The sequence below is a fragment of the Stenotrophomonas ginsengisoli genome, from assembly GCF_001431485.1.
Lineage (GTDB): Bacteria > Pseudomonadota > Gammaproteobacteria > Xanthomonadales > Xanthomonadaceae > Stenotrophomonas > Stenotrophomonas ginsengisoli.
The window spans coordinates 47,455-59,746 of sequence record NZ_LDJM01000027.1; the positions used below are offsets into that span (position 1 = coordinate 47,455).

Annotated in this window: 11 protein-coding genes; 9 read left to right on the forward strand and 2 right to left on the reverse strand. The window is 67.9% G+C overall.

The genetic code is table 11. The features are described 5' to 3' along the window. Positions 1 to 140 precede the first annotated feature (140 nt). From ABB30_RS11170 to ABB30_RS11180, 3 genes are all read left to right on the forward strand, one after another. Positions 141 to 779, forward strand: coding sequence for a tetratricopeptide repeat protein (locus ABB30_RS11170; RefSeq protein WP_057638392.1), 639 nt, complete (start codon positions 141 to 143; stop codon positions 777 to 779). A gap of 89 nt (positions 780 to 868) precedes the next feature. Further along, positions 869 to 1,783, forward strand: a complete 915-nt coding sequence (locus tag ABB30_RS11175) for an AEC family transporter (RefSeq protein WP_057638393.1) — start codon at positions 869 to 871, stop codon at positions 1,781 to 1,783. Between the two features lie 180 nt (positions 1,784 to 1,963). Next, entirely contained in the window at positions 1,964 to 2,899 is a 936-nt protein-coding gene (locus ABB30_RS11180; protein ID WP_152980713.1) for a hypothetical protein, read from the forward strand. A 223-nt stretch (positions 2,900 to 3,122) separates the two neighbouring features. Here ABB30_RS11180 and ABB30_RS11185 read toward each other — a convergent pair whose 3' ends face one another. Then, the gene (locus ABB30_RS11185; protein ID WP_057638413.1) at positions 3,123 to 4,604 is read right to left on the reverse strand and encodes an AAA family ATPase; all 1,482 of its coding nucleotides are present in this window, start codon (positions 4,602 to 4,604) and stop codon (positions 3,123 to 3,125) included. A gap of 118 nt (positions 4,605 to 4,722) precedes the next feature. Between ABB30_RS11185 and ABB30_RS11190 the strand changes: the two genes are divergently transcribed. The 5 genes from ABB30_RS11190 to ABB30_RS11210 are packed head-to-tail and all read left to right on the forward strand — an operon-like array spanning position 4,723 to position 8,824. After that, the gene (locus ABB30_RS11190) at positions 4,723 to 5,355 is read left to right on the forward strand and encodes a ParA family protein (protein WP_057638395.1); all 633 of its coding nucleotides are present in this window, start codon (positions 4,723 to 4,725) and stop codon (positions 5,353 to 5,355) included. A 21-nt stretch (positions 5,356 to 5,376) separates the two neighbouring features. Beyond that, positions 5,377 to 5,853, forward strand: coding sequence for a SixA phosphatase family protein (locus ABB30_RS11195; RefSeq protein WP_057638396.1), 477 nt, complete (start codon positions 5,377 to 5,379; stop codon positions 5,851 to 5,853). Positions 5,854 to 5,856: 3 nt separating this feature from the next. Continuing rightward, positions 5,857 to 6,420 (forward strand): YceI family protein, encoded by a 564-nt coding sequence (locus tag ABB30_RS11200; RefSeq protein ID WP_083489842.1) that lies wholly within the window; start codon positions 5,857 to 5,859, stop codon positions 6,418 to 6,420. Beyond that, entirely contained in the window at positions 6,417 to 8,354 is a 1,938-nt protein-coding gene (locus tag ABB30_RS11205) for a phospholipase D family protein (protein WP_057638397.1), read from the forward strand. Before ABB30_RS11200 ends, ABB30_RS11205 begins: the two co-directional genes overlap by 4 nt. Before the next feature lie 35 nt (positions 8,355 to 8,389). Continuing rightward, positions 8,390 to 8,824, forward strand: coding sequence for a hotdog fold thioesterase (locus tag ABB30_RS11210; RefSeq protein WP_057638398.1), 435 nt, complete (start codon positions 8,390 to 8,392; stop codon positions 8,822 to 8,824). Positions 8,825 to 8,828: 4 nt separating this feature from the next. Here ABB30_RS11210 and ABB30_RS11215 read toward each other — a convergent pair whose 3' ends face one another. After that, positions 8,829 to 11,396, reverse strand: a complete 2,568-nt coding sequence (locus tag ABB30_RS11215) for a sensor domain-containing protein (RefSeq protein WP_057638399.1) — start codon at positions 11,394 to 11,396, stop codon at positions 8,829 to 8,831. 137 nt (positions 11,397 to 11,533) lie between these two features. Here ABB30_RS11215 and ABB30_RS11220 point away from each other — a divergent pair, with 137 nt between their 5' ends. Continuing rightward, complete coding sequence (locus tag ABB30_RS11220; RefSeq protein WP_245626490.1) at positions 11,534 to 12,292, forward strand: lysophospholipid acyltransferase family protein; 759 nt, start codon at positions 11,534 to 11,536, stop codon at positions 12,290 to 12,292.

A 12,292-nucleotide genomic window follows, 5' to 3' on the forward strand; every position in this document is an offset into this window, starting at 1 on the left:
AGGCCCGGATTGTGCGCGACTGCGGTCGCGTATTCAGGGAGATGTCGGTCGCAGATTGGTTCCCCCCGCTCGCATGAAGGGCAGATGAAGGGTTACGATCCAGCGTTGGGGGAGGTGTTTGAGGTCACAGGGGAATAGTGATGCGCATTGAAAAATACGCTGCCGGGTTGCTGGTCAGCCTGTTGCTGGGGGTGTCCTGCACGGCTTCGGCCCAGGCCCTGCCGCAGATCCGTGAGTTCTACTTCGATACCGACCCGGCCGCCGCGCCGATGCAGGCGGTGGATCCCGCACTGCCGGATGTGGTGGACCAGCTGGCCCGCCAGCGCAACCGCGGCCGGCGGGTGATCGAGGCCACCGTGCAGCTGGCCGATATCGCGGCCAGCGACAACCGCATCGAGCTGGCCGAGTCGCTGTACAAGGATGCACTGCAATCCAGTGCGCCCAATGCGGCGCAGGGCCGCAGCGTGCGCTGGAACATGGGCTGGTTTGCCTTCCGCCAGGGCGACCATGCGCGGGCACGCCAGTTGTGGGTGGAAGCGCTCGACAACGTACGTGGTGACCCTTCCTGGGCGCCGCCGACCCTGGCCCTGCTCAGCGATGCCGAAGGTGACCGTGCCGAGGCCGTGAAGTGGTTTGCTGCGGCAGTACGCACCGAGCCACAGCTGTGGTCGGACCCGGCCAATTTCGAGCGCCTGCTGCCGACCTGGACACCGGCCGAGCGTCAGGCCCTGGCCAAGATCCAGCAGGCCTGGGTGGCCGCACCGCCGGCCTGGCCCTGAGCCCTGCGGCCTTGAGCCGGCTGCGTGTGCGGCGCACACTGGCCGGCTCCTGAGGGGCGACCCTCGCACGTTGCACGGTGCCTGCCACGATGGCTGTTGATGCGTTTGCCCTGATGTTGCTGCTGCTCGGTCTGGGCATGCTGTTCGCGCGTCTGCAGGTGTTCGCCGGCAACGCGGCCGAAACCCTCAACAAGGTGGTGTTGTACCTGTGCCTGCCGGCCGCGGTGCTGCTGTATGTGCCGCGCCTGCAGTTCAGCCTGCCCCTGCTCGGGCTGGCCCTGACCCCCTGGTTGCTGATGCTGGCCAGCGTGGCCCTGGTGGGCCTGGGCAGCAGGGTGTTGCCGATGACACGTGACCAGCGCGGGGTGCTGCTGTTGTGCGTGGCGTTGGGCAACACCAGCTTCATCGGCTACCCGATGGTGCGCGCGCTGCTGGGCGAGCCGGCCCTGCCGTATGCGGTGGTGTACGACCAGTTCGGCACCTTCGTGCTGCTGTCCACCTTCGGCCTGTATGTGCTGGCCAGCCATGGCGGCGACAGCCGCCCCGGCGTGCACGACATGCTGGCGCGGGTGCTGCGCTTCCCGCCGGTGTGGGCCCTGCTGTTTGCCCTGACCCTGATGCCGGCGCAGCCGCCGCACTGGATTGGCGCCGCCCTGAAGACCCTGGCCGATGCCATGCTGCCGCTGGTGATGCTTGCCGTGGGCCTGAGCATCCAGCTGCGTCTGCCGCGGGCCGAGTTGCCGGCCCTGGGCTATGGCCTGCTGCTCAAGCTGGTGCTGCTGCCGGCGTTGGCCCTGCCACTGGGTCTGCTGTTCGGCCTGGACGGCACCGCGCTGCAGGTCAACGTACTGGAATCGGCGATGCCGACCATGATCACCGCCGCCGCGCTGGCGATGATGCAGGGCCTGGCCCCGCGCCTGGCTGCTGCCCTGGTGGCCTACGGCATCGTGTTTTCGCTGCTCACCCTGCCGGCCTGGGTGTGGCTGCTGCAGCAACTGGGCTGACGTAGACAGCCTGCGGGCGCCTGTGCCATCGTCGGCAGCTGCTCATGCACGGATGGATGACGGATGCGATATGGGGTGGATGTAGTTGCCGCAGTCTTGCTTGTGCTGGGAATGGCGGCCTGCACCGGCGGGCGTTCCCCATCGGCAGGTACAGACCAAGCAGGGAGCACCGCCGAGCGGGTGGCCCGCCTCAACAACGCCGCAACTGCTGGGAGGACATCGGTAGCACCCGCCACCGTGTCACCGTCGTCGGCACCGGCTTCCCTGCCGAGTCCAGACCAGATCGCTTCGTACCAGGCCAGCAAGCAGCGTCTGCTGCCGTTGCTGGCGGCTGGCTCGACGCGGGAGCGGCTGGCGGCCCTGATGCTGCAGGACGGGCTCCCCGACGATGCGCGTAACGCGCAATTGGTGGCGCTGCTGCTGGCCGGTGATGCAGCCGAACCGGCGCTGGCCTCCCAGGCCTTGGCCGCCTGCGCGCGGTGGCCGGATTGCCCGCGGGAACAGGTGCTGGTGGCGACCGCCGCCCTGGCCCGGGACGATGCTTACCTGCAGTTGTTGCGCTTGCGCCTGAGTGCGCCGGATGCGCAGGAGGCGGCCTGGGTGGCAGCGGTGCAGGCACCGTATTACGTCGATGCGTTCGAGTCCCAGTTGGAGGTGCTGATGGCGGTCACAGCGCCGCTGGCCACCAGCCCGGCCAACGACCTGCTGCGCACCGTAGAGGCGTTTGCCATCATCTCGGCGATGGGGATGTCTGACGTGGACACGATCAGGCAGCGTTGCCCGGCGACCACGCGGGTGACCGAGCGGGTGCGGCAGTGCCGTCAGTTGCTCCTGCGGATGGCCGACAGCCCGACCCATGCCAGTGCCGGCGTTGGCATGGCGCTATTGCTGCGTCAGGCGCTGTCCCCGGCCGAGGCGGCCCTGTGGCGGCAGCAGCTGCGGCAGTTGTACTGGCAAGCGGCGCTGGCCGCGCCGCGGCAGGACGCCGAGCCGGGTTATGCGCAGCAGGTGGCACGCCTGGGCGAGCGCGGAGCCATCACCTGGCTGCTGCGCCAGCGCGGATTGCCGCTGAGCCCGCCGCCACACTGGCAGCCCGGCCAACCGACCGGCTACTGACGTTCCCCGGGTACGGCGTCGCGGCCTGGGTCACTCCCACAGGGCAGGCCTGGGCGGTTAGGGGGGGGCGCACCCGGGCGCGATGTGCTTGTGTCGGGGCGGCGGTATATCGCGGCCTGGGCCACTCCCACGGGGGCAGGCCGGGGCGGTTAGGGGATGTTGTGGGAGCGCACCCGGGCGCGACCGGGTGTTGTCCGGCAGCGCCGGATGCTCCGGTGCGGGTTCAATCGGCCGGCACGGTGCGGGGCAGGGCCCATGCGCGCAGGGCCTGTACCTGTTCTGCCATCAGTACCGACAGCGGCCGGGTGGCGCGGATCTCGTCCATCAGCAGTTGCGTATCCAGCGGTTTGGCTTCGGCAAAGGCGGCATACAGGCCGGAGACTACGGCCTGCTCGATCTCGGCGCCGGAAAAGCCGTCACTGGCCGCGGCCAGGGCCGGCAGCTGGAACTGTTCGGCATCCAGGCCGCGCTTTGACAGGTGCAGCTGCAGCAGCTCGACCCGGGTATCGGCGCCGGGCAGGTCGACAAAGAAGATCTCGTCAAAGCGGCCCTTGCGCAGCAGTTCCGGTGGCAGCTCGTGCACGGCGTTGGCAGTGGCCACGATGAACACCGGCGCCTTGCGCTCGGCCATCCAGGTCAGCAGGTAGCCCAGGACCCGGCGTGAGACGCCGCCATCCTCACCGCCACTGGCCAGGCCCTTCTCGATTTCATCGATCCACAGCACGCACGGTGCCAGCTGCTCGGCCGAGGCCAGCGCATCGCGCAGGTTGGACTCGGTTTCACCGTGGTACTTGTTGTACAGGGTGCCGAAATCCAGCCGCAGCAGGGGCACACCGAAGCCGGCCGCCGTGGCCTTGGCCAGCAGGGACTTGCCGCAGCCCTGCACACCGAGCAGCAGCATGCCCTTGGGCGGGTCCAGCCCGGGCGGGGCATTGCCACCGATGAAGGGCAGCCGGCGCTGGTTGATCCAGCGCTTGAGCCGGTTGGCCCCGGCCACCTCGGCAAAGCGGGCGGTATCAAACTCGTAGTGCAGATGGCCGGAACGGTTGAGCAGTTCGAACTTCAGCCGCGCCAGCTGCGGCAGGTCATTGGCAGCCAGGGCGCCATCGGCATGGATCAGCTGGCGCGCGATGCGCCGGGCATCGCCCAGGCTCAGGCCCTGCAGGTTGCGCAGGATCGCCTTGGCCGCCTCGGTATCCACCTCGACCCGGCGGCCGCCGTGTTCACGGGCGTAGCTGGCCACTTCCTCGCGCAGCATGCGCAGCAGGGCGGCGGCATCGGGCAGGCGCGGGTTGAAGCGGGTGGCCATCGCTTCCAGGTCCGCCGGCAGCTCGACCTTGGTGCCGACCAGCACCACCACGTGTGGCTGGCAGTGGCGGCGCAGCAGGATGTCGCGCAGCAGGCGCTGGTGGCTGGCATAGCCCAGGTAGGGGTGGAAATCCAGCAGCAGGTAGACCCCGCGCTGGTCGGCGCCATGGATGTGGCGCAGCACCGAGCTGGGGTCGGTCGGCCCCTCGGCCTCGTCCTCGCGGTCGATGTCCAGGCGGCGCAGGCCCTCGGTGATGGACCAGCGGTGCAGGGCCCGCCAGACCTGCATCAGGCTCTGCCGGAACAGGTCCACCACCTGCGCCTCGTCGGCGCTCTGGATCACGATCAGCGGGGTATTGGCACGGATCAGTGCCGACAGGTCCTGCAATTCACTCATGGCCAGCGGCAACGGCAATCAAACCGGCACGATAGCAGAGCCGGCAATCGGCGCGCCGCTCTACCGCCGGCAACGCGCGACGGTGTAGGCTCGGCTGGTTGCCATGTGAGGAAGACGGATGAAGACGATCCTGGTGGCCGGTTCCAAGGGCGGCGTGGGCAAGACCACGGTGTCGACCCATTTGGCCGCATACAGTGCCCTGCAGGGCCGCAACACGGTGATTGCCGATGCCGACCCGCAAGGTTCGGCCAGCCGCTGGGCCCAGCGCCGGGTCGAGCTGGACAGTGCGGTGCTGCCGGTCAATGTCTACCGCAAGAAAACCTGGGAAGGCCTGATTCCCGATGGCACCGATACCGTGGTCATCGATGCCCCGGCCGGCGCCTATGCCGAGGACCTGGCGCCGTTTCTGGCCGCTGCCGATGCGGTGGTGGTGCCGGTGCTGCCGTCGGTGCTGGATATCGAGGCGATCATCGGCTTTCTGGATTCCCTGGCCGAGGACGAGCGTGTACGCAATGGCTCGCTGCCGGTCGGTCTGGTGCTGAACCGGACCAAGCCCTGGACCCAGACCAGCCAGGCCGCCATCGGCCTGCTCGCGCAGTGGCCTTATCCGGTGCTGGCGCAGCTGCGTGACAGCCAGGGCTATGTGCTGATGACCAGCCACGGGCGCAGCCTGTTTGATTACAACAATGCCGCCGTGCGTGAGCACCAGGCGGACTGGCAGCCACTGCTGGATTGGGTTGAACGCGCCTGACGGCGCCCTGGAGGCAACACCATGCTGGAACTGATTTTGCTGCGTCACGCCCATGCCGAAGCCGCGGCTACCGGCCAGGCCGATATGGACCGTCCGCTGTCGGCGGTGGGCCAGGCCGAGGCCGAGGCGGCCGGGCGCTGGTTGCGTGACAACCACCTGTTGCCGGACCGGGTGATCTGCTCACCGGCACGGCGCACCCGCGAGACCCTGGAAGCGGTGCTGGGCCAGACCGGCTATGTCGAACAGCGGCTGGAAGAGCGCATCTACGAAGCCATGCCGGGCAGCCTGATCAACCTGGTCGAGCAGCACGGGGAGGTCGAGCGGCTGATGCTGGTCGGCCACAACCCGGGCCTGGAACAGCTGGTGGCCCTGCTGCACAGCGGCCGCACCGGCGAATACCGCGGCATGCCGCCGGCCGGTATCGCGGTATTGTCGGTGCCGGCCGGGGCTGCGCTGGAGCCCGGGGTGGCCACCCTGACCCAGTTCTGGTGGCCGTGAGGCATGCGCAACTGGCGCTGGCTGTGCCTGTTGGCGCTGTCGCCGATGGCATGGGCCAGCGCCGCGCCGGTTGCCATTGATACCGAGCGCAGTGTCATCGGGTTCGAGATCCGCACCCGTTACGGGCAGCGCCTGAGTGGGCGCTTCCCGGTATTCAGCGGGCAACTGCTGAACCTGCCGGACGGGCGTCAGCAGGTGGTGCTGGACATCGATGCCCGCCACGCGCAGATGGACGGGCCCTCGCGCTACACCCGCTGGCTGCTGGGCGAGGATTTCTTCGACGTGGCCCATCATCCGCAGATCGTGTTCCGCTCCCAGCCGCATGCCGCCGGGCTGTCCCGGCAGGGCGGCTCGGTGGCCGGTGAACTGACCCTGCGCGGGCATACCGGGGCAATCCAGATGCACGTCGATTCAGCTGAATGCGGGGCGCCCGGCTATGATTGCCCGGTTTCCGGGCGCGGAACGGTTTCGCGCACCGCCTATGGAATGGATGGCTGGCAGTTGGTTGTGGGTGATCGGGTGACTTTCCTCTTGCAGATCCGCCTTGATGGCGCCGACCCGTCGTGACCAGCGTCCTGCGCGTACTGGCACTGGCGGTGCTGCTGCTGGGCACCGGCTGCAGCTCGTTGTCGCAACTGGAGCGCGAACGTGCTGCGGGCATTGCGCTGCAGGCCCGTTCGGATCTGCGCGAATGCCAGCGCGAGGACAACTGCGCCCTTGATTCACCGCTGCGGGCGCTGGCCGGGCAGGCCTTCGTGCGCTCGCAGCCGGACCGGCCGGTGCACTACGCCACCATCCTGGACGAGGGCGAGGCCTCGCTGGTGGCGCGCGTCAACCTGCTGCGCAGCGCCACCCGCTCCATCGACCTGCAGACCTACATCTTCGATACCGACGACAGTGCCCGGCTGGTACTGGACGAGCTGCTGGCCGCGGCCCGGCGCGGGGTCAAGGTGCGCGTGCTGATCGACCAGCTCTCGGCGATCACCGACCTGCAGACCCTGGGTGCCCTGGCCGGTGCCCACCAGAACCTGCAGCTGCGGGTCTACAACCCGACCTTCGGCAAGGCCGATCCCAATTACCTGGACTATGCGGCCAGCGTGATCTGCTGCTTCCGCCGCTTCAACCAGCGCATGCACAACAAGCTGCTGGTGATTGACCACGCGGTTGGCGTGGTCGGCGGCCGCAATTACCAGGATGATTATTACGACTGGGATACGGAGTACAACTTCCGCGATCGTGACGTCATCATCAGCGGGCCGGAGGTGCGCGAAATGGCCGCCAACTTCGACGCCTACTGGGCGGCGCCGCGCGCGGTGGCGGTGGAAAAGCTCAATGATGTCGGCCGCCTGCTGCTGCGTGAGGGGGTGCCGTCGTTGCCGCCGCTGCCCGGACGCAACCCGGAGCGGGTGGCACGGGCACAGCGCCTGGCCGATGACCCGGCCTGGGTGCAGGCGCGCTTTGTCGATACCGCGCTGGAGGTGGGGCAGGTCCATTACGTGGCCGACCTGCCGGACAAGCACCAAGCCGCAGTGGATGAGCAGCACGCCAGCTTCCGCCTGGACCGGCTGATCAGCAATGCCCGCCAGGATGTGCTGCTGCAGACCCCGTACCTGGTCATGTCCGACGCGGCCCGCGAACTGTTCGGCCAGCTGCGCCAGCGCGAGCAGAAGGTGCGCGTGCGGGTGTCCACCAACAGCCTGGCCGCCACCGACAACCCGATCGTGTATGCGCTGTCCTACAAGTACAAGCGCCGCAACATGCGCGAGCTGGGGATGGAAATCCACGAGTACAAACCCTTCCCGCTCGATCCGCCGGTGGCCCCGGTGAACCAGGAGCCGGGCGCGCTGTCCGATACCCTGCCCGGTTGGGTGCTGGCGCCGCAATCGAGCACCCCCAATGCCCGCGGTGACCTGCGCCGGCGTCAGCCCGGCGGCAGCGAGATCGAGCGTGATGTGCTGCGTACCGAAACCCGGCCCTCGTTCCTGGGCTCCGGCGCCACCAACCGCCCGCTGCCGGTTACCCGCGACGGTGTGCGCATGGGCCTGCATGCCAAGTCACTGGTGATCGACCGCCGCATCGGTGTGATCGGTACCCACAACTTCGACCCGCGCAGCGAGAACTACAACACCGAGGCGATGGTGGTGATTGCCGACGAGGCCTTTGCCCAGGCCCTGGCGCGCAGCATCGAGCACGACATGCAGCCGGAAAACTCCTGGGTGGTGGCGCCGCGCCAGCGCATGCCGGTGCTGGGCCAGCTCAACTACAGCGTCGGCAAGGCATCCGAAGCCCTGCCGGTGCTGGATGTGTGGCCCTGGCGCTATGCCACCGTGTTTGAATACCAGCCCTCGGCGCAGTGCGCGCAGCCGCTGTCCAGCCGTGATCCGGGCTTTTACGACTGCTACCGCGCGCTGGGTGATTTCCCCGAGGTCAACCTCGGTGGCAAGTGGGTGCTGGTACGCATGCTGACCGCCTTCGGCGCCGGCCTGGTGCCGATTCTTTGATTGGTTTTCGACGCTTTTGACGGGAGTTGTTGACGATGGCGAGTGTTTTCCTGGCACCGGTGGATCTGGCCGCAGTCAATGCGCTCAGCCACGACAGCCTGATTTCCCATCTCGGGATCGAGTTCACCGCCGCCGGTGAGGACTGGCTGGAAGCGACCATGCCGGTGGATGCGCGTACCCATCAGCCGTATGGCCTGCTCCACGGCGGCGCCTCGGTGGTGCTGGCCGAGACCCTGGGCAGCACCGCCGGCAACCTGTGCGTGGATCCGGCCAGCTGGATGTGCGTGGGCCTGGAGATCAATGCCAACCACCTGCGCGGCGAGCGCAGCGGGGTGGTGACCGGCCGCGCCACCGCCGTGCATGTGGGACGCAGCACCCAGGTCTGGGAAATCAGCATCCGCAATGCCGCCGGCAAGCGTGTCTGTGTGTCGCGCCTGACCCTGGCCGTGGTGCCGATCCAGCAGCGCTGAGCGCTCAGGCACTCAATATCGACTGGGCCAGCCGGCGCTGCTTGAGCCATACCGCCAGGGCCTGGGCCTGCAGGGCGCAGGCGTAGTGGAAGCCCTGGGCGGCGGTGAAACCGAACTGGCGCAGTTTGTCGATCTGCGCGGTGGTGGTGACGCCTTCGGCGACCACCGCCAGCTGCAGTGCCGCACCGATCCGGCACACCGCCTCGGCCAGGGCTTCGGCGACCGGGTCGTTGTCCATGTCGGCCACAAAGCTCTGGTCCAGTTTGATTTCCGATACCGGCAGCTCGCGCAGGTAGTTGAAGCTGGAATAGCCGGTGCCGAAATCATCCAGTGACAGGCGTACGCCGAGCTGGGCCAAGGTACGCAGGGTGCGCAGGGTATCCGGGTGGCGGTCCAGCAGCACCGCCTCGGTGATTTCCAGCACCAGGTCGGCGGCCTGCAGGCCGTGGGTATCGATGCGTTGCTTGACCCGGGTCGGCAGGGCCGGGTCACGGAAGTCGGTCGGTGACAGGTTGACCGACACCGCCGGCACGTTCAGGCCCTGCTCGCGCCACTGGCGCAGGTCGCTGCAGGCCTGGTTGATCACCCACATGCCCAGCTCACCGATGACCCCGCATTCCTCGGCCAGCGGGATGAAGCAGTCCGGGCTGATGCTGCCCAGTTCGGGGTGATCCCAGCGGGCCAGTGCCTCCACGCTGTGCAGCTGGCCATCATGCAGGTTCACCTGTGGCTGGTAATGCAGCTGCAGGCTGTTGTCCGGCAGGGCCTGGCGCAGGTGGATCTCCAGTGCCCGCCGTTGCTGCATGGCGTGGTCCATGGCCTCGCTGTAGAAGCGTGCCTGGGTGGCGCCGGGCAGTTTGCTCTGCATCCGTGCCAGGTCGGCCTGCTGCATCAGGGAGGGGATGGTCTTGGCGTTGTCCGGGAACAGGCTGATGCCGACGGCGGCGCGCAGGCGCAGTTCGGTCTGGCCCAGGGTCAGCGGGGCCTGCAGACGGTCCAGCAGGGTCTGGCTGATGCTGCGTGCGTGTTCGGCATCGCAGTGGGCGATGACCAGGGCGAACTCGTCGCCGGACAGGCGCCCGGCAATATCGGCCGCGCCCAGCACCGACTGGATGCGCTGGGCAATCTCGCGCAGCAGGTTGTCGCCGTTGCCCTGGCCCATGACCTCGTTGATCTGCTTGAAGCGCTCGATGTCCAGCGACATCACCGCCATGCCATGGTCGTCATGTTCGGCCGCGGCCAGTGCCTGGCCGGCACGGGCAATGAGCTGGCTGCGGTTGGGCAGGCCGGTCAGGTTGTCGTGGTAGGCCAGGTGGTGGATGCGCTGGCGCGACAGGTCGCGCTCCAGGGCCACCGCGCACAGGTGCACGCAGGTCTGGATCAGGCGCAGATGGCGCGCTTCGGGCTCGCGCGCCTTGCGGTAATAACAGCCGAAGGTGCCCAGGATGCGGCCATCGCTGGCCTCCACCGGGGTGGACCAGCAGGCGGCCAGACCGTGGCGCAGGGCGTGCTCGGCGATGCCTTCCCAGTTCGGGTCGGTGGCGATGTTGCTGCTGATCACCGGTTTGCCGCTCCAGGCCGCGGTGCCGCAACAGCCGCAGGCCGGGCCGATCGGCACCCCTTCCATCAGGGCGATGTAGGCAGGCGGCAGGCTGGGGCCGGCCAGTGGCCGCATCCGCCCTTCGTTGTCGATGCGGATCACCGAGGCCAGGATGTCCGGGGCGACGCGCTCCAGTTCGGTGCACAGCAGCTGCATCACCTCGTTGGTGGGAACCTCGCGGGCCATCGCCTCCAGGATGCGGTTGAGCAACATCGCATGCACGCGCGCTTCGCTGATGTCGGTCATCACCACCACCAGGTGGCTGAGCTGGTTGTTCTCGTCAAACACCGGGTTGGCGTTGATCTCGCACCACACCCCGCTGCTGCTGTGATGGGTCAGGTAAACCTCGCTGCGCACCGGCTGGCCGGCCAGCAAGGGTTCGAACAATTGCTCGGTGCTGCGCCCGGGCTGGGCGTTGTCGGCCACCAGCGCGGGCAACGACTGGCCCACCAGCTGGTTGTCGCTGTAGCCGAGCAGATGGCGCAGGCCGCGGTTGGCGTGCAGAATGCGCGCCTGTGCGTCGGTAATCAGGATCGCCGCGTTGACCTGGTCAAACCCGATGGACAGCAGGTTGCTGCGTGCCTCGGCATTGCGCTGGATCTGGATATCGGTCAGATACACCGCGCGCAGCGATGTGCCGGGAATTTTGTGCAGCGACAGGCTGACCCAGACGCGGCTGCCGTCGGCACGCTGCAGCTGGATATCGCCGGGATGACGCAGCATGGCATCCAGGCGGCTGCGTCCGTGTTTGCCACGCGGTATGAAACGCCGGGAAAGGGTTTCTGGAACCAGTTCGGCCAGTGATTTTCCGATGGCATGGCGGCGGCGCCATCCACACAGCCGTTCGGCAGTACGGTTGAGCCAGCGCACACGCAACTGGGCATCCAGCAGCACGATGCCCTGATCGGCCTGCTCGGCGGCAATGGTTATTGCTTCCGGGTTGTTTTCCAGCCCGGTGTCCAGCAGTTCCATCGCAGCTCCCCCCGCATCTGGATGCAATCGCACTGTTTTACTCAACCGCCCCTGTTTGAACAAGGGGTTGCTGGCGCACACTCTGGCCGATCCGGTATCGTGGCCGGATGAATCCTCGCCCTGTCGCCGCCCCCCGGATGGCGCGTACCTTTCGTTATCTTTACCGCACTCCGTGGTTGCTGGCGCATCTGTTGCTGGGGCTGCCCCTGGTATTGCTGGCCATGTTGCCGCCGTGGCGCAACTGGCAGGTCGGCTCACGCCCGCTGGAACACCAGCTGGTGCGGCTGTGGTCGGCCGGGTTGTTGCGGGTATTCGGCTTGCGCGTGCGGGCGCTGGGTTCGCCCTTGCCCGGCGGGGTATTGCTGGTGGCCAACCACGTCAGCTGGATGGATATCCAGATGATCCACAGCCAGCACATGGTCGGTTTTGTGGCCAAGGCGGAAATTGCCGGCTGGCCCCTGGTCGGCTGGCTGGCCGCACGCGGGCAGACCATTTTCCACCAGCGTGGTGATACCCAGTCGCTGGGCGGGGTGATGGACGAGATGAGCGCCCGCCTGCGCCAGCAGCGGCCGGTGGCGGTGTTCCCGGAAGGGCGTACCCGCAACGGCCACGAGGTCGGCCCGTTCCACGCGCGCATCTTCACCTGTGCGGTGGAGGCCGGGGTGCCGGTGCAGCCGGTGGCCATCCGTTACGGCGAACAGGGCCGGGCGCAGAGTGTCGTGGCCTTCGGCGAGCGCGAAGGTTTCGTGCCCAATTTCCTGCGTCTGCTCGGTGAGCCGGCGCGGCGGGCCGAAGTGCACTTCCTCGAGCCGATCGCACCCGGTCAGCTGGAAGGACGCCGGCAGATTGCCGAACTGGCACGCCAGCGGGTAGTGCAGGCAATGGCCGCGGCCTGA

Excerpts from the sequence above, each read along its gene's own strand:
- ABB30_RS11220 (WP_245626490.1), top strand. The coding sequence starts at position 11,534 with ATGGCGCGTACCTTTCGTTATCTTTACCGCACTCCGTGGTTGCTGGCG.
- ABB30_RS11170 (WP_057638392.1), top strand. The coding sequence starts at position 141 with ATGCGCATTGAAAAATACGCTGCCGGGTTGCTGGTCAGCCTGTTGCTG.
- ABB30_RS11190 (WP_057638395.1), top strand. The coding sequence starts at position 4,723 with ATGAAGACGATCCTGGTGGCCGGTTCCAAGGGCGGCGTGGGCAAGACC.
- ABB30_RS11195 (WP_057638396.1), top strand. The coding sequence starts at position 5,377 with ATGCTGGAACTGATTTTGCTGCGTCACGCCCATGCCGAAGCCGCGGCT.
- ABB30_RS11210 (WP_057638398.1), top strand. The coding sequence starts at position 8,390 with ATGGCGAGTGTTTTCCTGGCACCGGTGGATCTGGCCGCAGTCAATGCG.
- ABB30_RS11175 (WP_057638393.1), top strand. The coding sequence starts at position 869 with ATGGCTGTTGATGCGTTTGCCCTGATGTTGCTGCTGCTCGGTCTGGGC.
- ABB30_RS11185 (WP_057638413.1), bottom strand. The coding sequence starts at position 4,604 with ATGAGTGAATTGCAGGACCTGTCGGCACTGATCCGTGCCAATACCCCG.
- ABB30_RS11215 (WP_057638399.1), bottom strand. The coding sequence starts at position 11,396 with ATGGAACTGCTGGACACCGGGCTGGAAAACAACCCGGAAGCAATAACC.
- ABB30_RS11200 (WP_083489842.1), top strand. The coding sequence starts at position 5,857 with ATGCGCAACTGGCGCTGGCTGTGCCTGTTGGCGCTGTCGCCGATGGCA.